This is a genomic window from Allobosea sp. TAB14 (assembly GCF_052113865.1).
GTDB classification, from domain to species: Bacteria; Pseudomonadota; Alphaproteobacteria; order Rhizobiales; family Beijerinckiaceae; genus Allobosea; species Allobosea spartocytisi.
The window spans coordinates 1-22,044 of the sequence record NZ_JBFRDQ010000054.1 but is presented as its reverse complement, the minus strand read 5'-3'; the positions used below and the strand labels follow the sequence as shown (position 1 = coordinate 22,044).

Below are 22,044 nucleotides of genomic sequence, written 5' to 3'. Positions count from 1 at the left end.
GCCCTGCCCTGCGCGATCGAGCGCGAGATCAGGTAGATCATGTTGGGGCCGGGGGTCAGCACCATGCCGAGCGCGATCAGGGCGAAGGTGAGGAGTGTGGTCGTCTCGGGCATGGGCGGGCGCTCCGGCGGGGTCCAGCGCTTGGAGCATGGATCGCGAGAGCCAGCAATCGCCGCGGCTGCCGGAGCGGCCATGCACGCTTTCGATACCCCGGAAGCCCCTCGCGACGGAACCGGCGGGGCTTGCCGCCCGTTGTCGCCCGCAAGCGGATTGGGGGAAGACATGACGCTGTTCAGCCGGCTGCTCTACACCATCATCGCCTTCGCGCTGCTCGGCGCCGCGATTATCCTGATCGGCGTCGCCGTCTGGCGCACCGCGCATGGCTTCTGGACCGGCGATGGCGGTCTCGACACGATGCTCGACGCGATCGGTCTCATCATCATCGCGGTCGCCGTCTCCGATGTGGGCAAGTTCCTGTTCGAGGAGGAGGTGGTGGCCGACCGCGAGATGCGCCACCCTGCCGAGGCGCGGGGATCGCTGACCAAGTTCATGTCGATCATCATCGTAGCGCTGGCGCTGGAAGCGCTGGTGCTGATCGCCAAGACCACCCGCGAGACGCTGAGCGAGATCGTCTATCCCGGCCTTGTGATGCTGCTCGCGATCTTCGCGCTGGTCGGCCTCGGCCTGTTCCAGAAACTCAGCCAGCATGCGACGGCTTCGGTTCCGCCCGATCATGAGGAGCGGGACAAGCCGTCGAAGCAGCGCGCAATGACGCCCCTTTCGGCGGAGAAAGCCGGCTGATATCCAAGGCGGATGGAGGGGCCCAAAAGGGCGCACCGCGCTTATGCCATAGGGGCGCCGCACAAGCGCCTCCCCTCATCGACGTGTCGCCGCCTAGCGTGCTTCGTCGACCAGAAGGAGATCGGTGTCCTCCGGCCGGGCTCCGGCGGCCGTCAGCATCGCATGGATCTGGCCGCGATGGTGGGTCTGGTGATTGAACATATGAGCGATGACGAAGGCACGCGGCTTGCCGATCTCACGGCCCGCGCGACCGAAGTACCAGATCAGCGTGCCGCGCAGCCAATCAGCCTCGACCGCATCCGCCCAGGCGAGGATGGCAGCGTCCCGTTCGCGGCGCCGGGCGCAGAATGCGCTCCAGTCATCGACATAGATTACGGAGTCCCGGCCGCTGATCGGCGGCTTGGCGGAACCTGTCAGGCGGCTGAGCCAGGTCTCGTCGCCCCAGAGGAGATGATTGAAGGTGCCGTGGATCGACTTGAAGAAGGCGCCGCGGTCTAGCCGGCGCTCCGCGTCGGTCAACCCATCGGCAGCGGCCATCAGGCTCTCGTTCTGCCAGGCATTGTAGCGGGCCATGGTCCGGACGAAGGCGGGATCGACCATCGCGGCCTCCTTCTCAGGCGATCTTGCTCAGATGATGTTGGCCTCGGCGAGGGGCCTGCCGGCAACGATGCGCTCATGGCCGAGATCGGCAAGATCGAGCGAGCGATAACGGCCATGCGCGATGTGCTCGGCGATGCCGCGCCCCACGGCCGGGGATTGCTGCAGGCCATGGCCGGAGAAGCCATTGGCGAGATAGAGGTTCGGCAGGCCGACCGCCGGGCCGACAATGGCGTTATGGTCGAGCCCGCACATGTCGTAGGGGCCGGCCCAGGCACGGCCGGGCTTGATCTGCTCGAAGGCTGGGATGCGATGGGCCAGCGGCGCCCAGACCGCCTCCTCGAAGAAGGGCCAGTCGACATCCTCCACGCCCGGATCGGTTTCGACCCATTCGACATCCTGCTCGGGCGTCAGCGGCGAGCAGCTGCCGATGAAGAGTTGCCCTTCGGCTGTGCGCTGACCTTCCGGCCGACACCAGGCGCCGTTCGTGTCGATCAGGAGCGGACAATTCCCGACATCGCCCTTGCAGGTGAAGGTGAAGACATAGCGCTTCATCGATTTGACGGGGATCGCGATGCCTGCCGTCGCCGCCAGCCTGGCGCCATGGGTGCCGCTGGCATTGACGACCGCGCCGCAGGCGATGCGGCTGCCATCGGCGAGCTCGACGCCGGTGAAGCGACCGCCCTCCGTGAGATAGCTGATGACCTCGCCCTGGCGATATTCGATGCCGAGGCTGCGCGCCTTCTTGCGAAAGGCTTGCAGCARSGCCCARCCGTCGAACCAGCCCTCSCCGCTGACSCCATAGGTGCCGCARGCGAGGTCGGAGGTGTTCAGCCAGGGGAATTTGCTGCGCAGCATTTCTGCAGCATAAAGCGCGATATCGGCGCCTTCTTTCTGCTGAAGTCTTTGATTGGCTTCGAGAATCCCTTTTCCCTCCTCACCGGCGAGATAGAGGTATCCGCCCTCGTGGAGATCGATCGCCGGCACCTCGCCATCGACCGAGAGATGGGTGCCGATGTTGCGCAAAAACGCGATGCCGTAGAGCGAGACGCGGATGTTCACCGCGCTCGAGAATTGCTGGCGGATCGAGGCGGCCGAGAGCGCCGAGGCGGAGTAGCGGTAGGTCGGGTCCTTCTCGACGACGATGACCTTGCCGGAGAAGCCGGGATCGGCCGCAAGATGATAGGCGACTGAGGAGCCGATCGCGGCACCGCCGCAAATCACGACATCGGCGGTCTCGGAGACGGACGGCATGGCGGGCCTCGCGCGACGACTCCACAGGGAGCCGGGTTGGTGAATTCCGCGCATGAATGACGTGGCTGGGAGCGCTTGTCGAGAGGGGCGCTATCCCACAGGGGTGCACTCCGCCAGCAACCAGTCACGGAAAGCGGTGACGGCCGGCAGGTTCGCCTTCTCCTCGGGATAGACCAGATAATAGCCTTCCTGTCCGATCAGCGAACGGTCGATCGGGATGACCAGCGCGCCCGAGCGCAATTCCTCCTCGACGAGGAAGCGCGGCACGATGGCGAGCCCGAGCCCCGCCACCGCCGCCTGAGAGACCATGGCGAACTGCTCGAAGCGCGGTCCCACCAGCGCGCGCTGGGGCGGCAGGCCCTGCTGCTCCAGCCAGTTGGCCCAGGCGCGCGGCCGCGTCGATTGCTGCAGCAGCGGCGCCTTCAGCATGTCGGCCGGCTCGGCGATCCCGAAGCGGGCGACGAGAGCGGGCGAGGCGACCGGCACGATCTCCTCCCCCATCAACCGGTGCAGCCGCGCCCCCGGCCAGACCGGATCCCCGAAATGGACGGCGGCGTCGAGCGGCTCGCGGCTGAAATCGAAGGGCACGAGCTTGGTGGCGAAGTTGATGGTGATGCCGGGATGGGCTTCGGTGAAGCGCGGCAGGCGCGGGATCAGCCAGCGCGTGCCGAAGGTCGGCAGGATGGCGAGGTTGAGCACGCCGGCCGCGCCCCGGAAGGCCATGGCGGATACGGTGGCGGCGGCGAGCCGCGACAGGCCTTCGCGAACCTCCGCGGCATAGGCCGCGCCGGCGGCGGTGAGGCTGACACGCTTCTTGACGCGCTCGAACAGGCTGACGCCGAGAGCCCCTTCGAGCTGAGCCACCTGCCGGCTGACGGCGCCCTGCGTCAGGCTCAGCTCCTCGGCGGCACGGGTGAAGCTGCCATGCCGGGCCGCCGCCTCGAAGGCAGCGAGCGCCGAGAGCGAGGGCACCGACAGGCGGCCGGGAATGAGGACATCATCCATGACTAGAACTCACCAAGTGGTGAGAACATATCGATTGCCCCAAGGATAAGAAAGAGGGCATTCTCCCGGCCTCAAGCGCGGCGCCTTGGGTTTCCGCGCCCCTCTGCCATGCGCCCCGGGGCCTCTCCCCTGCGGCACTGCGACCGTTTTGGAAGACAAAGATGGCCACATCCCTGCCGAAAGACACGCTCGCCCTGCTCAAGCGCCTCGGCGTCTCCGAGAGCGCCTATGCCGATGCCGGCCTTTCGGCCCGCTCGCCGATCACCGGCGAGACCGTGACCACGCTGCGCGAGACCACTCCGGGCGAAGCCGAGGCCGCGATCGGCCGGGCCCAATCCGCCTATCTCGCCTGGCGCAAGGTACCGGCGCCGCGCCGCGGCGAATTCGTCCGCCTGCTCGGCGAGGAATTGCGCGCCGCCAAGACCGATCTCGGCCTGCTGGTGACGCTCGAAGCCGGCAAGGTCACCTCTGAAGGCCTCGGCGAGGTCCAGGAGATGATCGACATCTGCGACTTCGCCGTCGGCCTGTCGCGCCAGCTCTACGGCCTGACCGTCGCGACCGAGCGCCCGAACCATCGCATGATGGAGACCTGGCACCCGATCGGCATCTGCGGCGTGATCTCGGCCTTCAACTTCCCGGTCGCGGTCTGGTCGTGGAATGCGGCTCTCGCCTTCGTCTGCGGGGACAGCGTCGTCTGGAAGCCCTCCGAGAAGACCCCGCTCACCGCGCTCGCCGTGCAAGCCATCGTCGAGAAGACGATGAAGCGCTTCGGCCCGGAAGCTCCGATCGGTCTTTCGGAAGTCCTGATCGGCGGCCGCGAGCTCGGCGACATCCTGGTCCAGGACCATCGCGTTCCGGTCGTGTCGGCCACCGGCTCGACCCGCATGGGCAAGGAAGTCGGCCAGAAGCTCGCGGCCCGCTTCGCCCGCGCCATCCTCGAGCTCGGCGGCAACAATGCCGCGATCGTCGCTCCCTCGGCCGATCTCGATATCGCGCTGCGCGGCATCGCTTTCGCGGCGATGGGCACCGCCGGCCAGCGCTGCACCACGTTGCGCCGCCTGATCGTGCATGAAAGCGTTTATGACGCGCTCGTGCCGAAGCTCGCCAAGGTCTACGGCTCCGTGAAGATCGGCGATCCCCGCGAGGCCGGTGTTCTGGTCGGCCCGCTGGTCGACGAGGCCGCCTATCAGGGCATGCAGAAGGCGCTCTCCGAGGCCAAGGCCGAGGGCGGCAAGGTCCATGGCGGCGAGAAGGTCGACGTTGGCAATGGGGGCTTCTATGTCCGTCCGGCGCTGGTCGAGATGCCCAGGCAGTGCGGCCCGGTCGAGCGCGAGACCTTCGCCCCGATCCTCTACGTGATGAAGTACAAGTCCATCGACGAGGCGATCGCGATCCAGAACGCGGTCGGCGCCGGCCTGTCCTCCTCGATCTTCACGCTGAACATGCGCGAGGCCGAGCTCTTCGTCTCGGACGAGGGTTCCGATTGCGGCATCGCCAACGTCAATATCGGCCCCTCGGGCGCCGAGATCGGCGGGGCGTTCGGCGGCGAGAAGGAGACTGGCGGCGGCCGCGAGGCGGGCTCCGACGCCTGGAAGGCCTATATGCGCCGCGCCACCAACACCGTGAACTACGGCACCACCTTGCCGCTGGCGCAGGGCGTCAGCTTCGACGTGGATGCGTGATCGGTAGAACTGAACAGCAACCGTCATTGCGAGCGTAGTGAAGCAATCCAGGAGCGGCAGCGCTCTACGTCCCCCTGGATTGCTTCGTCGCTCCGCTCCTCGCAATGACGGTTATTGAGAACAAGACGGGAGACGAACACCATGGCCGGCAGCCACAAGCTCGCGAAGTTCACCTGGGACGATGCCTATCTGCTCGACGAGCAGCTGAACGAGGACGAGCGGCTGATCCGCGACACGGCCCGCGCCTATGCGCAGGAGAAGCTCCAGCCGCGCGTGAACGAAGCCTATCTCGACGAGAAGACCGACCGCTCGATCTTCAACGAAATGGGCGAGCTCGGCCTGCTCGGCGTCACCGTCCCCGAGGAGTATGGCTGCGCCGGCGCCAACTACGTCTCCTACGGGCTCGTCGCCCGCGAGGTCGAGCGCATCGACTCCGGCTATCGCTCGATGATGTCGGTGCAGTCCTCGCTGGTGATGTACCCGATCTATGCCTATGGCAGCGAAGAGCAGCGCAAGAAGTACCTGCCGAAGCTGGGCTCGGGCGAATGGGTCGGCTGCTTCGGCCTGACCGAGCCGGATGCCGGCTCCGATCCCGGCGGCATGAAGACCCGCGCCGAGAAGGTCGCCGACGGCTACAGGCTGACGGGATCGAAGATGTGGATATCGAACTCGCCGATCGCCGACGTCTTCGTCGTCTGGGCGAAATCATCAGCGCATGACAACCAGATCCGCGGCTTCATCCTCGAGAAGGGCATGAAGGGCCTCTCGGCGCCGAAGATCGGCGGCAAGCTTTCGCTCCGCGCCTCGATCACCGGCGAGGTCGTCATGGACGGCGTCATCGTGCCGGAAGAGAACCTGCTGCCGAACGTCTCGGGGCTCTCCGGCCCGTTCGGCTGCCTCAACCGCGCCCGCTACGGCATCTCCTGGGGCGTGATGGGCGCCGCCGAAGACTGCTTTCACCGCGCCCGCCAGTATGGGCTCGACCGCAAGCAGTTCAACAAGCCGCTGGCCCAGACGCAGCTCTACCAGAAGAAGCTCGCCGACATGCTGACCGAGATCACGCTCGGCCTGCAGGGCTCGCTCCGCGTCGGGCGCCTGCTCGATGAGGGCAAGATGGCCCCGGAGATGATCTCGCTGGTGAAGCGCAACAATTGCGGCAAGGCGCTCGACATCGCCCGCCAGGCCCGCGACATGCATGGCGGCAACGGCATCCAGATCGAGTATCAGGTGATGCGCCACGCGGCGAACCTCGAGACCGTGAACACCTATGAGGGCACGCATGACGTCCACGCGCTGATCCTTGGCCGGGCGATCACCGGCCTGCAGGCGTTCTTCTGAGCCCTTCCGACCCCCTCCGCGTCATCCCGGGCGACCGCAGGTCGACCCGGGATCCATTCCGGAACATCGCCGATCGGCGGTCAGGCATGGATCCCGGCTCTGCGCTTCGCTCCGGCCGGGATGACGGCGCGGACATACGATGATGTCTCAATCCCCTCCCCTCGCCGGCCTGCGCGTCCTCGAACTGGCGCGCATCCTCGCAGGTCCCTGGATCGGCCAGTTGTTGGCCGATCTCGGCGCCGATGTCGTCAAGGTCGAGGCGCCCGAGGGCGACGACACCCGCAAATGGGGCCCGCCCTTCGTCGAGGGTGCCGAGGGCGAGAACCTCTCGGCCGCCTATTTCCACTCCGCCAATCGCGGCAAGCGCTCGATCACGGCCGATTTCCGCACGGCGGAAGGGCAGGCGCTGGTCAAGCGACTCGCCGCCCACGCCGATGTGGTGGTCGAGAATTTCAAGGTCGGCGGCCTCGAGAAATACGGGCTTGACGCGGCTTCGCTGCGCCGGGAATTCCCGCGCCTCGTCTACTGCTCCGTCACCGGCTTCGGGCAGGACGGCCCCTATGCGCCGCGCGCCGGCTACGACTTCCTCGTCCAGGGCATGGGCGGGCCGATGTCGGTCACCGGCGAGCCCGCGGGCGCGCCGATGAAGGCGGGCTATGCCGTCGCCGACATCTTCACCGGCCTCTATGCCTCCAACGGCATCCTCGCGGCGCTGCGCCGTCGCGACCTCACCGGCGAGGGTGCGACGCTCGACATGGCGCTGCTCGACACGCAGATCGCCGTGCTCGGCAACCAGGCGATGAACTATCTGGTCGGCGGCCAGCCTCCGGCGCGGCTCGGCAACGCCCATCCCAACATCGTGCCCTATGACGTGTTTCCGGTCGCGGACGGCCACATCATCATCGCCACCGGCAATGACGGGCAGTGGCGCAAACTCTGCGAGGTTCTGGGCGAACCGACGCTGGCCGAGGAGCCCGACTACATCGACAACCGCTCGCGGGTGAAGAACCGCGTCGCTCTGACCGAGCGTTTGCACAGGCTTTGCCAGCGTTATGCCAAGCTCGACCTGCTGGCGGCGCTGGAGAAGGTCGGCGTCCCGGCCGGACCTATCAACGACATCCGCGAAGTCTTCGCCGATCCACAAGTGATCGCGCGCGGCATCAAGGTCGATCTGCCGAGTGCAGCCGCGAAGGCGGGCCATATTCCAACCGTCGCCTCGCCCATCGTCATGGATGGCGTGCGGCAAGTGGCTGAGCGCACGAGCCCACGGCTCGGCGAGCATGCCGACGAGATTCTGAACGATCCGGCCTGGGGAGGGCCGCAGCATGGCTAATCGTACTGGCGGGCAGATCCTCGTCGACCAGCTCATCCTCCACGGCGCCACCGACGCCTTCTGCGTGCCGGGCGAGAGCTATCTCGCCGTGCTCGACGCGCTGCACGACGCTTCGATGAAGGTCACCATCTGCCGSGCCGARGGCGGCGCCKSSATGATGGCSGAGGCYGCCGGCAAGCTCACMGGCAAGCCCGGCATCTGCTTCGTCACGCGCGGCCCCGGCGCCACCAACGCCTCGCCCGGCGTCCATATCGCCGATCAGGATTCGACGCCGCTCATCCTCTTCGTCGGCCAGATCGACCAGAGCATGCGCGAGCGCGAGGCCTTCCAGGAGCTCGACTACCGCGCCGTCTTCGGCACCATGACGAAATGGGCGACCGAGATCGACGATGCCGCGCGCATCCCCGAGATCATCAGCCGCGCCTTCCATATCGCGACCTCGGGCCGCCCCGGCCCGGTGGTGATCGCCTTGCCCGAGAACATGCTGACCGACATCGCCGATGTCGCCGACGCCGAGCCCTATCAGGTCACGGAAACGCACCCCTCCCTGACCCAGACCATCGAATTGCAGAAGCGGCTCTGGGCGGCGAAGAAGCCGATCGCGATTCTCGGCGGCTCGCGCTGGAATCCGCAGGCGATCGAGCGCTTCCAGCGCTTCGCCGAGCGCTTCGACCTGCCCGTCGCGGTCTCCTTCCGCCGGCAGATGCTGTTCCCGGCCGACCATCCGAATTTTGCCGGCGATCTCGGCATCGGCCCGAACCCTAAGCTGCTCGCCCGCATCAAGGAGAGCGACCTCGTCCTGCTCGTCGGCGGCCGCCTCTCGGAGATGCCGAGCCAGTCCTATACGCTGTTCGGCATTCCCAACCCCGGACGCCCGCTCGTCCATGTCCATCCGGACCCGGAGGAGCTCGGCCGCGTCTACCGGCCGACGCAGGCGATCAACGCTACGCCGACCGCCTTCTGCGCGGCGCTGGAGACCGTGCACCCGCCGCAGACGATCCCCTGGGCCGGCGCGGCAGCCGAAGCGCATGAGGCCTATCTCGCCTGGAGCGAGCAGCCGGCACCCGTCGCGGGAGCTTTCCATCCCGGCGAGATGGTGCGCTGGCTGCGGAGCCGCCTGCCCGACGACGCGATCCTGTGCAACGGCGCCGGCAACTATGCGACCTGGGTGCACCGCTTCCATCGCTTCAACAAGTTCGCGACGCAGCTCGCCCCGACTTCGGGCTCGATGGGCTATGGCGTCCCGGCCGCCATCGGCGCCAAGCGGATCTTCCCGGAGCGGACCGTCGTCGCCTTCGCCGGCGATGGCTGCTTCCTGATGAACGGGCAGGATTTCGCCACCGCCGTGCAATACGACCTGCCCGTCATCGTCGTGGTGGTCGATAACGGCATGTACGGCACAATCCGCATGCATCAGGAACGGGAATATCCCGGCCGCGTCTCCGCGACCACGCTGAAGAACCCCGATTTCGCCGCCTATGCCAAGGCCTTCGGCGGCCATGGCGAGCGCGTCGAGAAAACCGAGGACTTCGCCGCCGCCTTCGAGCGCGCCGTCGCCTCGGGCAAGCCCGCGATCATCCACTGCCTGCTCGACCCCGAGGCGATCACCCCGGCGAAGTCGCTCTCGACCATCCGGGCGGAAGCGCTGGCAGCGCAGGGCAAGGCCTGAGATGAAACGGCGGCATCGTGACGATGCCGCTGTTCCTCCGGATCCGCAGGCCGCGGCCCGCCACGCGATGCGGGCCGCTCCTGGCGGCGATACCCGGGCAAGTTGAACCGGCGCAGAGCACGCAACCGCGACCGGGAGAGATTCAAGGCGACCGGATCAGGTAACCTCCGCTTAAGCGCGCGCGTGCCGCGCATCAGCCATGTCATTGAATTTTCGCGGAACTAGGCTAACTTCCCCTCGGGGGAAAGGCTACCGCTCATGGCGTTTCGCGCGATCTCGCTTGCCGGCCTGGCTACGATTCTGAGTATCACCGCCTTGCCGGCCCATGCCGCCGGGTTTTTCGACGATCTCGCGCGAGCCTTTTTGGGAGCCCCTCCACGGCCCCAGGCCGTGGAGCCGTACAACCCGCTCAGCGTCACAGTGAAGCCGCGGCGGCAGAAGAGCGCTCGCGCCAAGGCAGCACCGGTCGAGGCTCGGTCGACACCGAAACCACCGGTGGTGCAGCTCGATCCCTCGAGCGACCCGTACTGGTATCTCAAGGATCCCACGATGCGGCGCGGCGATATCGTGGTGACCGATCGCGGCGTGCTTGTCTACCAAGGCAGGAACGCGGACGCGATGCGCCGGTCCGATTTCGCCGGCCTCGGCAGCGGCGATGCGAAGAGCTGGAAACGGAAGCTGCAAGCCGCCGCCGCCGGCGCGCGCACCATGTTCAGCCCCGGAGCGACCAAAGTCAGAACCATGACGGCGGAAACCGTCGAGGAACTCAAGATCGTCGAACCCTAGACATCATACAGATCTGGAAGCTATCGGGCATGCCGATCAGGGAGAAGCAACCTGATCGGCAATGGGTCCCAAGTGCCGTTACGACCAGCGCCGGCCGAACCACATCCGGCCGAGCAGGCCGTCGCGCCAGAGCAGCATATGGACGGCAACCGCCGCCACATGCACGACGCCGAGCCCGATGAGGATATTGCCGAACTGGTCGTGCAGCCACAGCATCCGCCGGTAGACGGCCGGGTCGGGGCCGATCGGATGCGGCACCGAAAACAGCCCGAAATAGAGCGTGGGTATCTGGATCGGCGCCGCCGCCGCCATCAGCAGGCCGGTGACCGGCAAGGCGATGATGCAGAGATAGAGCGCGGCATGGACGAGCGATGCGGCGCCGCGCAGCCAGGGATTGTCGTTCTCCGGGCCGGGCTGGCGCAGGGCGACGCGCAGGACGAGCCGCAGCAGGACGAAGGCCGCGACCGTCAGCCCGACCGATTTATGAAGCTGGTAGAGCTCGAAGCGCGAGAGAAGGTCGCGCTTCTCGTCCAGCATGGGGCCGGAAACCCAGAACTGAAACAGGATCAGCAGGAAGGTCAGCCAGTGCAAGGCGACGCTGGCCGGATGCCAGCGCGCCGGATCGCCCGGCGCTCCCTTCGCCGCATTTTCTCCACGCGAACCGGTATCCGCTTCGCTCGAAAATGCTCTGGGCTTCGCATTCATCGCGCCAGCCGGCCCTGGATCTCGATGTCGATCTGGTCGTCGACGATGTTGACGTCCCGGCCGATATCGTAGGTCGGCCGCAGGAAGCTGCCGCTGGCCCGGAAGGGCAAGGCTTCGCCGCGCCGGGCCTTGCCGATATCGCCGTTTATCATGGCGCGCACGGTGAAGGGATGCGTCATGCCCTTGATGGTGAGCCGGCCCCGAATTTCGAGGTCGTGCTCGCTCGTCCGCGTCACGCTGTCCGAGACGAAGGTCGCTGTGGGGTAGGCCGCACTGTCCAGCATGCTCGCCCCGGCAATGAAGCCGTCGACCAGCGGCGAGCCCGCCTTGATCGAGCCCGTTTCCAGCGTGACCCGGATGCGGCTTTTCTCGGGATGGTCGAAGTCGATCGAGAAAGTGCCGTCATAGCGCTCGAAGCGGCCATTGGTGACGACCGTGCCGAAGCGGTGGCCGATGAAGCTGATCTGCGTCGCCGCGCGGTCGAAGTTCCAGCTCGACTGGGCCTGGGCCGGCAGGCCGAAGAGAAGGGTGCCCAAGGCAAAAACAGCTGGCTTGATCATGACGCACCGGAGGCGGCTTGCGAGAATCGCGAAGTATCGTCTTTTCCATGGAAAAAACGTGGCGAAGCGCGCCGCAACACGCAAAGGTGAAGCGGCGCCGCAATTCGCGACCGGCGCCGCTCAAGCGCGTTTGGTGATGACCCCATCGAAGGTGGAGCGGATGGCGCGGGCGAGCGCGATCGCAGCCCAGCCCTGGAAGATCAGCTCGATGGCGAGGAAGGTGCCGAGCACCCAGARGCTCGAGGCCGGCCATTGCRYCAGGATCATSCCGCCGAGGATCAAGGACAGCAGCCCCGAGAGCGCAACCCAGGTCCAATAGGGCAATTCCCGGTTCTGGAAAGCAACGATGAGGCGCAGCACGCCCGTGGCGACCAGGGCCGCGCCGGCCAGCAGGGTCAGCGACGCCGTCGCGAGCAGCGGATTGACGAAGGTCATCRCGCCGACGGCGACGTAGAGCACGCCGATCAGGATATGCAGCAGGCGGCTCTTCCAGCCCTGATGGCGGAAGGCGTCGATCAGCACGATGATACCGCCGACGAAGATCATCGCCCCGAACCAGATCGCGCTGGCGACGCTGAGCAGGGCGACCGTGCCGAGCCCGAGCACGCCGAGGACGATCAGGGCGATGCCGGCCGCCATCAGCCAGCGCCAGTTGCGCCTGAGCGGAATGAGATGCGTGCCGAGCGATGGCGGGCGATGCGGGGAGGTTTCGGACGGCGTGCTGATTTCAGAGGGATTGCTCATGGCGACCGGCTCCGTTTGCGGCAGGCGCCGAAGACCGGAACCGCCTGTCAGACGAAAGCCATGAGAAACCCGACGGGCCGGCGCGTCAATCGCAGCCGGCTCCATCCTCCAAAGATCGCGCCCGCCGGAGAGGCCGAGAACCGCCCCGGCCAGGCGCCGCAGCGCTCATCGAGCGCGCGGAGCCACCGGGCTGCGCATGTCTCAGCCGAGCTTTTCGGCCACGAGCTTGCGCAGGCTGCGCAGGTCCTTGACGAAGCCGCGGATGCCCTCCGCCAGCTTCTCCGTCGCCATCGCATCCTCGTTCATGGCGAAACGGAAGGCCTTCTCGTCGAGGACGATGCGCTTCGCCATCTCCGAGGAAGTCTGCGGCGAGGCGGCAGGCGACAACCGGCGCGGCAGATCGCCGGTCGCGGCGGCGAGCTCGTCGAGCAGGCTAGGCCCGATGGTCAGCCGGTCGCAGCCGGCCAGCGCCTCGATCTCGCCGGTGTTGCGGAAGGAGGCGCCCATCACCACCGTCTTGATGCCGAAGGTCTTGTAATAGGCATAGATGCTCTTCACCGAGACGACGCCGGGGTCGGTCTCGGCCGTGTAGGGGCCGCCGCCGGCCTTGACGTGCCAGTCGAGGATGCGCCCGACGAAGGGCGAGATCAGGAAGGCGTTCGCATCGGCGGCCGCGACCGCCTGCGGCAAGGCGAAGAGCAGCGTCAGGTTGCAATCGATGCCCTCGCCCTGCAGCACCTTGGCGGCCTGCAGGCCCTCCCAGGTCGAGGCGATCTTGATCAGGATGCGCTCGCGCGCGACGCCGCGCTCCTTGTAGGCGGCGATGATGGCGCGTGCCTTGTCGATCGTGGCCTTGCCGTCGAASGAGAGATCGGCATCGACCTCGGTCGAGACGCGGCCGGGCACGATCTTCGTGAGTTCCGTGCCGAAGCTGACGGCAAGCCGGTCGCAGACGGCCTGGACCGCCTTCTCGCCACCGCCCTGCTTCTTGCCCCAGGCGATCGCCTCTTCGACGAGATGGGCATAGGCCGGCGTCTCCGCCGCCTTGAACAGCAGCGTCGGATTGGTGGTGCAGTCGACGGGCTTGAGCCGGCGCACCGCTTCGATATCGCCGGTGTCGGCGACGACGGTGGTCATCTCGCGGAGCTGGTCGAGCTTGGAAGCCATGATCTGTTCCCGGTGTCCTGATCCTTGGGCGGTCACCCGCAATGTGGCGCCTCTGCCCTGCCATTGCGAGCCCGCCATGGCAATCCGACCATGCGCGCGGGTGACACGCAACCACCGGCCATTTACGACACGGTCTTCACGGAACTGTCACGCGCAGGGTCTACCGGCAGCGCCATCCCGCGGTTGCGGCCAGAGATGGAGAGTTACATGCAGCGCAAGGCATTGAGCGCGTTCACCATTGCCGCCGGCCTGATCGTCTCGGCGCTGGGCGCGCAGGCGCAGGGCGTGGAAGGCAAGCTGGTGCTCTATACGAGCCAGCCGAACACCGACGCTCAGCAGACCGTCGATGCCTTCAAGGCGAAGTACCCGAAGGTCGACATCTCCTTCGTCCGCGACGGCACGCCGCGCGTCCTGGCGAAGCTCAGGGCCGAGTTCGAGGCAGGCAGCCCGCAGGCCGACGTGCTGCTGATCGCCGATTCCGTGACCATGGAAGGGCTGAAGAAGGAAGGCCGGCTGGAGGCTTACGACAAGGCCGACGTCTCGGCCTATCCGGCTGGGATCCACGACCCCGCCAAGTTCTGGTTCGCGACCAAGCTGATCACCACCGGCATCGTCTACAACACCAAGGCCACGATGAAGCCGACGAGCTGGCTCGACCTCACCAAGCCGGAGGCGAAGAACCAGATCGCCATGCCGAGCCCGCTGAATTCGGGCGCCGCGCTGATCCACACGATCACGCTGACCGGCAATCTCAAGGATGGCTGGAAATACTACGAGGCGCTGAAGGAGAACGGCACGCTGGCTGCCGGCGCCAATGGCGACATCCTGCGCCAGGTCGCCACGGGCGAGAAGCTCTACGGCATGATCGTCGACTTCATGCCGATCCGCGAGAAGGCCAAGGGCGCGCCGGTCGAGTTCGTCTTCCCGAGCGAGGGCGTCTCCTCGGTCAGCGAACCGGTCGCCATCCTCAAGGGCACCAAGAACGAGGCGGCCGCCCGTGCCTTCATCGACTTCGCCCTGTCGAAAGAGGGGCAGCAAGTCGCGCTGAAGCAGGGTTATGTCCCGGCGCGTCCTGATGTCGCGCTGCCGGCCGGCTACCCGGCCCGCGACGCCATCAAGCTGATGTCCTTCGACGCCGGCAAGGCGCTGGCCGAGTCGGACGCCGCCCGCAAGCGCTTCGGCGCCATCTTCGAGTGAGCGTGGTTTCGCCTCACGGACATACGGCGCGATGACGCTCGTCCTGCGCCCATCACGGAAGCGGGAGCCTGTTCCGGCGCTCCCGCTTCCGCCTTTGCGCCTGCCTGCCGAGCTAGGGTTGCCGGCGCTCGTCATCCTGGTTGCGCTGCTGCTCGGCGGCCTGCCTTTCCTGCGGCTCGTGCTGGCGGCCTTCGCGCCGGGCGGGCAGCTCGCGCCGGATGTCGCCTTTGCCGCGATGACCGGCCGCGCCGCCGTAACCGCCACGCTGCACACGCTCGACACCTCCTTCTTCTCGGCGCTGGGCGCACTCGCGATCGGCACCGTCGTCGCACTGGCGCTCGGCGTCACCGATATCCGCGGCAAGCGCCCCCTCGCCTTCGCCTTCGTGTTCTCGATGATGATCGCGCCGCAGGTGGCGGCGCTCGCCTTCCTCAGCCTGCTCGCGCCGAACTCGCAGGTGCTGATGCTGCTCGGGCTCGCGCCGGAGCCCGGCACGGCCAACCCGCTGCTCGGACGCGGGGGCATTATCCTCGTGATGGCATTGCACCATGCGCCGCTCGTCGCGATCACGCTCTGGACGGGGCTGCGAAGCATCCCGCATTCGCTGGTCGAGGCGGCGCAGATGGAAGGCGCGGGGCCTGCGACCATCACCGCGCGGATCATCGTGCCGGTGCTGCGGCCGCAATTCATCGCGGCGGGGCTGATCGCCTTCGTCGCCGGCGTCGGTAATTTCGGCATTCCAGCTTTGCTTGGGTTGCCCGTGAACTACCTCACCCTGCCGACGCTGATCTATCGCCGGCTGTCGAGCTTCGGCCCGGAGAGCCTGCCCGAGACCGCCGCACTCGCCCTGCTCGTCGGCGCCGTYGCGGCGCTCGGCATCCTGGCCGGCATGGCGGTCGCGCGCCGCCAGGGCGGCAAGGTCGAGATCGAGAGGCCGCTCGAACCGTTCTGGCTGCTTGGGCCCGCACGCCCCTTCGTCGCCGCCGGCCTGTGGCTACTGCTGCTCGTCAAGCTCGGCCTGCCCTTCTTCGCGCTGGCGAGCGAGGCGCTGACGCCCGCGCTCGGCGTGCCGCTCTCCTGGCAGAGCCTGACCTTCGACAAATTCACCGAGGTGCTGTTCCGCCAGGCCGTGACCATCCGCGCCTTCTGGAATTCCTTCTGGTTCGCGGCGGTCGCTGCGGTCCTGCTCTCGCTCACCTCGATCGCCTTCGCCTACGGGCTCGAGCGGCGCATCGGCAGGCTCCGGCGGCCGGTGGAGCTCATCGTCGAATTGCCCTATGCGCTGCCGGGCGTGGTGCTCGCCATCGCCTGCATCCTGATSTTCCTGARGCCGCTGCCGCTGATCGGCGTCAGCATCTAYGSSACGCCCTTCATCATCCTCTTCGCCTATCTCGCGCGCTTCCTGCCGCTGGCGTTGAAGGCGCCGCTGGCGGCGATGGCGCAGATCGAGGCGCATCATGAAGAGGCGGCCAAGCTCGATGGCGCCGGGCTCTGGCAGATGCTGCGCTTCATCGTCGCGCCGATCCTGGCGCCGGCCGCTGCCGTCTCCGCCCTGATGGTCTTCCTCGTCGCCTTCAACGAGCTGACCGTCTCGGCGCTGCTCTGGTCGTCAGGCACCGAGACGCTCGGCGTCGTGCTGTTCAGCCTGAAGGAAGCCGGGCTCGCGGGCGAGGCCGCCGCGATCGCCATCAGCGCCTCCGCGGTGATCCTCGCCGCCATGCTGCTGCTCGACCTCCTCGGCCGGCATCTGCCGCGCAACGTGCTGCCCTGGAGAATCTGAAGCGCGACATCAACGTCACGACCGACCTGAGACCGCGGGCGGAACGTCACGGAAAATTAAGCCTGACAGCGCCGTAGATGGAGCATGAATGCTCCATCTACGGCGGCTCTTGCCGATGATAAACCCGGGAAAGACGAGCGCGGCATCCTCGTCATCGAAGATTCGCGGACATTCGCGATCGCCTTGCGTCAGTTCCTCGAAGCGGAGACCGGGCTGCCCGTCACGACCTGCGCCTCGCTCAAGGACCTCAGCGAGCTGATCGTCGCGGCACCCGGCGCCTATGCGATCGCGGTGGTCGACCTCAACCTGCCGGACGCGCCGCGCGGCGAAGCCCTCGACTGGACCGTCGCCCACGGCATCCCGACCGTCGTCTTCACCGCGACCTTCGATCTCGCCACGCGCGGACGGATCATGGAGCGCGAGGTCATCGACTACGTTCTGAAGGACAACGAGTTCGCCCTTCCGAACCTCGTCGCCACGGTGAAGCGCGCGCTCGACAACCGCAATACGCGCATCCTCGTCGTGGACGACACCCGCACCACCCGCAAGGTGCTCGCCCGCATGCTGTCGATCCAGCAATATGTCGTGGTCGAGGCCGGCTCGGGCGCGGAAGCGCTCGCCCTGCTCGACGCCCATCCTGACCTGGAGCTCGTCGTCAGCGACTATTACATGCCGGACATGGACGGCTTCGAGCTGGCTCGCAAAATCCGGCGGAGCCATCCCAATGTCCGCCTCATCGGGATCTCCTCCTCGACCGACCGGAAGACCTCCGCCGGCTTCCTCAAGGCCGGGGCGCATGACTTCGTCGCGCGCCCCTTCGTCCTGGAAGAGCTGCAATGCCGCATCGCCTCGAATGTCGAGACGCTGACGCAGCTCAAGCGGCTGCAGGAGCTGGCCGCACGGGACTATCTCACCAACCTGTTCAACCGGCGCCATTTCTTCGAGCAGGAGCCGGCTCTGGTCGAGACGGCCCGGCAGGCCGGGTTGCCGGCCTCGATCGCGCTGCTCGACATCGACCATTTCAAGCAGCTGAACGACCGCCACGGCCATGACGGCGGCGACAGGGTGCTCGATGCGGTTGCGCGGAGTCTCAGCCGTCTCGCCCCGGGGGCGGCACCAATCTGCTGGCGCGCGTCGGCGGCGAGGAATTCGCGATCCTGTTCCGGGGCGCGGATCTTGCGGAAGCGCTGCGGCTCTCGGAAACGATCCGCGAGGAGATCGCCCGCGAAGCGCTGCTGCTGGGAGGCGAGACCTTGGCGCTCACCGTCTCGATCGGCGTCACCGAGATCGGCGCCTCCGAGCGTCTCGATGCCAGCCTCGGCCGGGCCGACCAGGCGCTCTATACGGCCAAGCAGGCCGGCCGGAACCGGGTCTGCGCCGCCGCTCAAAGAAGCTAGGGCAGGCTCGCGCGCAGCCGGCTACTCCGCCGCCGCGCGCGGCTCCTGTCTCGGCTCGCCCATCAGAAGCGCGCGGGACGCCTTGGCTTCGCGCACGACGAAGTCGACGATGGCGCGGACACGGGCGACGTCCTTGAGATCGGCATGGACGAGCAGCCAGAAGGAGCGGGTGATCTGCACCGTCTCGGGCAGCACCGGCACGAGCCGCGGGTCGTTCTCCGCCATGAAATGATGGATGACGCCGATGCCGGCGCCGGCRACCACCGCRTTCATCTGGGCGATGACGCTCGAACTCTGGACATGGGCGCGCAGGCCCTTGGCGACCTCGTCGAGATAGTCGAGCTCGGGCGAGAAGATCAGGTCGTCGATATAGCCGATGATGCGGTGCTCGAAGAGGTCGTCCGGCTTCGTCACCGAAGGCATATCCTTGAGATAGCCCGGCGCGGCGTAGAGGCCGAGGCGATAATCGGCGAGCTTGCGCGCCACCACCTTGCCCTCCTTSGGCGGSGCGAGCGTGATCGCGACATCGGCCTCSCGCTTSGAGAGCGACAGCAGGCGCGGCATGGCGATGAGCTGGATCTCCAGCCCCGGATAGGATTTCGCGAAGGCCGCGAGGCGCGGCGCCAGGAAGGCGGTGCCGAAGCCGTCCGGCGCGCCGATCCTGACCGTGCCGGACAAGGCCATGTCGGCGCCGCCGATATCGCTCTGGATGGCGAGCGCCTCGGTCTCCATCGTCTCCGCCTTGGCGAGCAGCCGCTCGCCATGCGCCGTCAGCGTGTAGCCCTGCGGACGGCGCTCGAACAGCTTCGCCTTCAGCGCCTCCTCCAGCGAGGTGATGCGGCGCGAGACGGTGGCATGGTCGGCGCCGAGCCGGCGCGCGGCGGCGGTCAGCCGGCCGGAGCGGGCCACCGCCAGAAAGAAGCGGAGATCGTCCCAGTCGAAGCGCTCCAAGCCTCCCTCCTCATATTTGTGTTTTTGCACGACAGGCGTTCCATGCTCGCTATAGCCGTGCGCAAACGAGAATGGTAGTGAGTTGTCACGATCACCACACCACCAATTCGTAGGGAGGGCGCCATGCGTCAGGTCGGACATTTCATCGGCGGCAAGCAGGTCGCCGGCACCTCGGGACGCAGCGCCGACATCTTCCAGCCGATGGATGGCAGCGTGATCGGCAAGGTCGCGCTCGCCTCCGCGGCCGAACTCGACGCGGCCGTCAGGAACGCGGCCGAAGCGCAGCCGAAATGGGCGGCGACCAATCCGCAGCGCCGCGCCCGCGTGCTGATGAAGTTCCTCGACCTGATCGCCCAGAACAACGATGAGCTGGCCGAACTGCTCGCCCGCGAGCATGGCAAGACCATTCCCGACGCCAAGGGCGACATCCAGCGCGGCGTCGAGGTCGTGGAATTCTCGCTCGGCGCGCCCAACCTGATGAAGGGCGAGTTCACCGACGGTGCCGGCCCCGGCATCGACATCTATTCGCTGCGCCAGCCGCTCGGCGTGGTCGCCGGCATCACCCCGTTCAACTTCCCGGCGATGATCCCGCTCTGGAAGCTCGGCCCCGCGATCGCCTGCGGCAACGCCTTCATCCTGAAGCCCTCGGAGCGCGATCCCGGCGTGCCGATGCGCCTCGCCGAACTCTTCATCGAGGCCGGCGGCCCTCCCGGCATCCTCAACGTCGTCAATGGCGACAAGGAAGCGGTCGACGCCATCCTCGACCATCCCGAGATCAAGGCCGTCGGCTTCGTCGGCTCGACCCCGATCGCGGAGTACATCTACGCCCGGGGCTGCGCGAACGGTAAGCGCGTGCAGTGCTTCGGCGGCGCCAAGAATCACATGRTCATCATGCCSGAYGCCGAYATGGACCAGGCCGTCGACGCGCTGATCGGCGCCGGCTACGGCTCGGCCGGCGAGCGCTGCATGGCGATCTCGGTCGCGGTGCCCGTCGGCAAGGCCACGGCCGAYGAGCTGGTSAAGCGCCTGATTCCGCGCGTCGAGAGCCTCAAGGTCGGCCCCTCGACCGATGTCACCGCCGATTACGGCCCGGTCGTCACCAAGGCGGCGATGGAGAAGATCAAGAACTACGTCGATATCGGCGTCGAGGAAGGCGCCAAGCTCGTCGTCGATGGCCGCGGCTTCAAGATGCAGGGCTACGAGAACGGCTTCTATGTCGGCGGCTGCCTGTTCGACAACGTCACCAAGGACATGCGCATCTACAAGGAAGAGATCTTCGGGCCGGTGCTCGCGGTCGTCCGCGCCGACAGCTATGACGAGGCGCTGAAGCTCACCAACGACCACGAATACGGCAATGGCACCGCGATCTTCACCCGCGACGGCGACGCCGCGCGCGACTTCGCCTCGAAGGTGCAGGTCGGCATGATCGGCATCAACGTGCCGATCCCGGTGCCGCTGGCCTATTACACCTTCGGCGGCTGGAAGCGCTCGGCCTTCGGCGACCTCAACCAGCACGGCCCGGATTCGATCCGCTTCTACACCAAGACCAAGACGGTGACGGCGCGCTGGCCGAGCGGCATCAAGGACGGTGCGAGCTTCGTCATTCCGACGATGAACTGAGGCAACGCCGACGGAGGGGGCCATGGAGCGAACGCTGCGGACCATCGCAACGTCGCTTCCGGCCTCCGCTGGCGCGGCTCGACCTGCCATGAATGCTGCCGGCGCATCGCGATCTGCCGGCCGCCCTTCCCCATCCCGATCCGACGCGAACAGGCCCGGCCTTTCGTCGCGATTGCGCGCGCCTGCGCCGCGGGACTATCTCACTGATCAGGAGGGCCAGCCATGAACGCCTTCGCTCTCACCGAAGACCAGATCGCCATCCGCGACATGGCGCAGGAATTCGCCGCCGAGACACTCGCCCCCCACGCCATGCGCTGGGACGAGGAGAAGCATTTCCCGGTCGAGGTGATGCGCGCTGCCGCCGCGCTCGGCATGGGCGGCATCTATATCCAGGACGATGTCGGCGGCTCCGGCCTGACCCGGCTCGATGCGGCGCTGATCTTCGAGGCGCTCTCGACCGGCTGCCCGACGGTCGCAGCCTATATCTCGATCCACAACATGTGCGCCTGGATGATCGACCGCTACGGCTCCGACGAACAACGCCGGCGCCTCCTGCCGAAGCTCTGCACGATGGAGCATCTGGCGAGCTATTGCCTGACCGAGCCCGGCGCCGGCTCGGACGCGGCCGCTCTGAAGACCAAGGCGGTGCTCGACGGCGACCATTACGTGCTCGACGGGCAGAAGCAGTTCATCTCCGGCGCCGGGGTTTCCGACATCTATGTCGTGATGGCCCGCACCGGCGAGGCCGGCCCCGGGGGCATCTCGACCATCGTGGTCGAGAAGGACACTCCCGGCCTCTCCTTCGGCGCCAATGAGAAGAAGATGGGCTGGAACGCCCAGCCGACACGGGCGGTGATCTTCGAGAATTGCCGCGTGCCGGTGGCGAACCGGCTCGGCCCGGAAGGCATCGGCTTCAAGATCGCCATGGCCGGCCTCGATGGCGGGCGGCTCAATATCGGCGCCTGCTCGATCGGCGGCGCGCAAGGAGCGCTCGACAAGGCCATCACCTATGCCAAGGAGCGCAAGGCCTTCGGCTCGGCCATCGCCGATTTCCAGGCGCTGCAATTCAAGCTCGCCGACATGGCAACCGAGCTTGAGGCAGCGCGCACCCTGCTCTGGCGTGCCGCCGCGGCGCTCGATGCCAAGACGCCGGATGCGACGAAGCTCTGCGCCATGGCCAAGCGCATCGCCACCGACACCGGTTTCGMGGTCGCSAAYGASGCGCTGCAGATCCATGGCGGCTACGGTTATCTGGCCGATTACGGCATCGAGAAGATCGTCCGCGACCTGCGCGTCCACCAGATCCTCGAAGGCACCAACGAGGTGATGCGGATGATCGTCGCGCGCGGGCTGGTGGGACGCGCGAAGGGGAATTGACGCCGGAGAAACGACGTGAGTTTCTTTCGACAATTTATCGTTTACTTGATCGGCACCACCCTTCTGGGTGCCCTCACGGCG

Annotated in this window: 18 protein-coding genes and 2 pseudogenes; 11 read left to right on the top strand and 9 right to left on the bottom strand. The window is 67.0% G+C overall.

Features of this window, described 5'->3' with window-relative positions; genetic code table 11:
- A pseudogene (locus AB4Y99_RS10575) lies at window positions 1-113 on the bottom strand (LysE family translocator); the annotation flags it as partial.
- 169 nt (window positions 114-282) lie between these two features.
- Between AB4Y99_RS10575 and AB4Y99_RS10570 the strand changes: the two are divergent.
- Window positions 283-801 (top strand): GNAT family acetyltransferase, encoded by a 519-nt coding sequence (locus tag AB4Y99_RS10570; protein WP_441523274.1) that lies wholly within the window; start codon window positions 283-285, stop codon window positions 799-801.
- A gap of 93 nt (window positions 802-894) precedes the next feature.
- Here the strand turns inward: AB4Y99_RS10570 and AB4Y99_RS10565 are convergent, their stop codons facing one another.
- The 3 genes from AB4Y99_RS10565 to AB4Y99_RS10555 form a co-directional block, all read right to left on the bottom strand.
- Window positions 895-1,401 (bottom strand): DinB family protein, encoded by a 507-nt coding sequence (locus AB4Y99_RS10565; RefSeq protein ID WP_038360646.1) that lies wholly within the window; start codon window positions 1,399-1,401, stop codon window positions 895-897.
- Between the two features lie 27 nt (window positions 1,402-1,428).
- A complete protein-coding gene (locus AB4Y99_RS10560; protein ID WP_441523273.1) occupies window positions 1,429-2,652 on the bottom strand; it encodes an NAD(P)/FAD-dependent oxidoreductase in 1,224 nt (407 codons plus the stop codon).
- A 90-nt stretch (window positions 2,653-2,742) separates the two neighbouring features.
- Window positions 2,743-3,657, bottom strand: a complete 915-nt coding sequence (locus tag AB4Y99_RS10555) for a LysR family transcriptional regulator (protein ID WP_441523272.1) — start codon at window positions 3,655-3,657, stop codon at window positions 2,743-2,745.
- A 161-nt stretch (window positions 3,658-3,818) separates the two neighbouring features.
- Here AB4Y99_RS10555 and amaB point away from each other — a divergent pair, with 161 nt between their 5' ends.
- The 5 genes from amaB (at window position 3,819) to AB4Y99_RS10530 (ending at window position 10,465) form a co-directional block, all read left to right on the top strand.
- A complete protein-coding gene (amaB, locus tag AB4Y99_RS10550; RefSeq protein ID WP_441523271.1) occupies window positions 3,819-5,339 on the top strand; it encodes an L-piperidine-6-carboxylate dehydrogenase in 1,521 nt (506 codons plus the stop codon).
- 141 nt (window positions 5,340-5,480) lie between these two features.
- Window positions 5,481-6,677 (top strand): acyl-CoA dehydrogenase, encoded by a 1,197-nt coding sequence (locus AB4Y99_RS10545; protein ID WP_112763029.1) that lies wholly within the window; start codon window positions 5,481-5,483, stop codon window positions 6,675-6,677.
- A gap of 139 nt (window positions 6,678-6,816) precedes the next feature.
- Window positions 6,817-8,010 (top strand): CaiB/BaiF CoA transferase family protein, encoded by a 1,194-nt coding sequence (locus AB4Y99_RS10540; protein ID WP_441523270.1) that lies wholly within the window; start codon window positions 6,817-6,819, stop codon window positions 8,008-8,010.
- A complete protein-coding gene (locus AB4Y99_RS10535; RefSeq protein ID WP_441523269.1) occupies window positions 8,003-9,679 on the top strand; it encodes a thiamine pyrophosphate-binding protein in 1,677 nt (558 codons plus the stop codon). Before AB4Y99_RS10540 ends, AB4Y99_RS10535 begins: the two co-directional genes overlap by 8 nt.
- Window positions 9,680-9,937: 258 nt before the next feature.
- Window positions 9,938-10,465 (top strand): hypothetical protein, encoded by a 528-nt coding sequence (locus AB4Y99_RS10530; protein WP_441523268.1) that lies wholly within the window; start codon window positions 9,938-9,940, stop codon window positions 10,463-10,465.
- A 78-nt stretch (window positions 10,466-10,543) separates the two neighbouring features.
- On the opposite strand, the gene AB4Y99_RS10525 is transcribed toward AB4Y99_RS10530, so the two are convergent.
- The 4 genes from AB4Y99_RS10525 to tal all read right to left on the bottom strand — a co-directional run bounded on the left by AB4Y99_RS10525 (window position 10,544) and on the right by tal (window position 13,641).
- Entirely contained in the window at window positions 10,544-11,170 is a 627-nt protein-coding gene (locus AB4Y99_RS10525) for a cytochrome b (RefSeq protein WP_441523267.1), read from the bottom strand.
- Entirely contained in the window at window positions 11,167-11,706 is a 540-nt protein-coding gene (locus AB4Y99_RS10520; RefSeq protein WP_441523266.1) for a YceI family protein, read from the bottom strand. The genes AB4Y99_RS10525 and AB4Y99_RS10520 overlap by 4 nt, the downstream gene beginning before the upstream one ends.
- A gap of 144 nt (window positions 11,707-11,850) precedes the next feature.
- Complete coding sequence (locus AB4Y99_RS10515; protein WP_441523265.1) at window positions 11,851-12,474, bottom strand: HdeD family acid-resistance protein; 624 nt, start codon at window positions 12,472-12,474, stop codon at window positions 11,851-11,853.
- A 201-nt stretch (window positions 12,475-12,675) separates the two neighbouring features.
- Window positions 12,676-13,641, bottom strand: coding sequence for a transaldolase (tal, locus tag AB4Y99_RS10510; RefSeq protein ID WP_112763034.1), 966 nt, complete (start codon window positions 13,639-13,641; stop codon window positions 12,676-12,678).
- A 207-nt stretch (window positions 13,642-13,848) separates the two neighbouring features.
- Here tal and AB4Y99_RS10505 point away from each other — a divergent pair, with 207 nt between their 5' ends.
- From AB4Y99_RS10505 to AB4Y99_RS10495, 3 genes and pseudogenes are all read left to right on the top strand, one after another.
- Window positions 13,849-14,838 carry an ABC transporter substrate-binding protein gene (locus tag AB4Y99_RS10505; protein ID WP_441523264.1) on the top strand — a complete coding sequence of 330 codons (990 nt, stop codon included), beginning with the start codon at window positions 13,849-13,851 and terminating at the stop codon, window positions 14,836-14,838.
- Window positions 14,839-14,956: 118 nt separating this feature from the next.
- Complete coding sequence (locus tag AB4Y99_RS10500) at window positions 14,957-16,618, top strand: ABC transporter permease (RefSeq protein ID WP_441523263.1); 1,662 nt, start codon at window positions 14,957-14,959, stop codon at window positions 16,616-16,618.
- 84 nt (window positions 16,619-16,702) lie between these two features.
- Window positions 16,703-18,015, top strand: a pseudogene (locus AB4Y99_RS10495) (diguanylate cyclase).
- A gap of 21 nt (window positions 18,016-18,036) precedes the next feature.
- Here AB4Y99_RS10495 and AB4Y99_RS10490 read toward each other — a convergent pair.
- Window positions 18,037-18,966, bottom strand: coding sequence for a LysR family transcriptional regulator (locus AB4Y99_RS10490; RefSeq protein ID WP_112763038.1), 930 nt, complete (start codon window positions 18,964-18,966; stop codon window positions 18,037-18,039).
- Between the two features lie 123 nt (window positions 18,967-19,089).
- Between AB4Y99_RS10490 and AB4Y99_RS10485 the strand changes: the two genes are divergently transcribed.
- A complete protein-coding gene (locus AB4Y99_RS10485; RefSeq protein WP_441523262.1) occupies window positions 19,090-20,586 on the top strand; it encodes a CoA-acylating methylmalonate-semialdehyde dehydrogenase in 1,497 nt (498 codons plus the stop codon).
- Window positions 20,587-20,808: 222 nt separating this feature from the next.
- Window positions 20,809-21,963 (top strand): isobutyryl-CoA dehydrogenase, encoded by a 1,155-nt coding sequence (locus AB4Y99_RS10480; RefSeq protein ID WP_441523261.1) that lies wholly within the window; start codon window positions 20,809-20,811, stop codon window positions 21,961-21,963.
- Window positions 21,964-22,044: the final 81 nt, after the last annotated feature.

Bases quoted from the DNA above. Each gene is read 5' to 3' on its own strand.
- AB4Y99_RS10570 (WP_441523274.1), top strand. From the start codon at position 283: ATGACGCTGTTCAGCCGGCTGCTCTACACCATCATCGCCTTCGCGCTG.
- AB4Y99_RS10565 (WP_038360646.1), bottom strand. From the start codon at position 1,401: ATGGTCGATCCCGCCTTCGTCCGGACCATGGCCCGCTACAATGCCTGG.
- AB4Y99_RS10555 (WP_441523272.1), bottom strand. From the start codon at position 3,657: ATGGATGATGTCCTCATTCCCGGCCGCCTGTCGGTGCCCTCGCTCTCG.
- amaB (WP_441523271.1), top strand. From the start codon at position 3,819: ATGGCCACATCCCTGCCGAAAGACACGCTCGCCCTGCTCAAGCGCCTC.
- AB4Y99_RS10545 (WP_112763029.1), top strand. From the start codon at position 5,481: ATGGCCGGCAGCCACAAGCTCGCGAAGTTCACCTGGGACGATGCCTAT.
- AB4Y99_RS10540 (WP_441523270.1), top strand. From the start codon at position 6,817: ATGATGTCTCAATCCCCTCCCCTCGCCGGCCTGCGCGTCCTCGAACTG.
- AB4Y99_RS10530 (WP_441523268.1), top strand. From the start codon at position 9,938: ATGGCGTTTCGCGCGATCTCGCTTGCCGGCCTGGCTACGATTCTGAGT.
- AB4Y99_RS10525 (WP_441523267.1), bottom strand. From the start codon at position 11,170: ATGAATGCGAAGCCCAGAGCATTTTCGAGCGAAGCGGATACCGGTTCG.
- AB4Y99_RS10505 (WP_441523264.1), top strand. From the start codon at position 13,849: ATGCAGCGCAAGGCATTGAGCGCGTTCACCATTGCCGCCGGCCTGATC.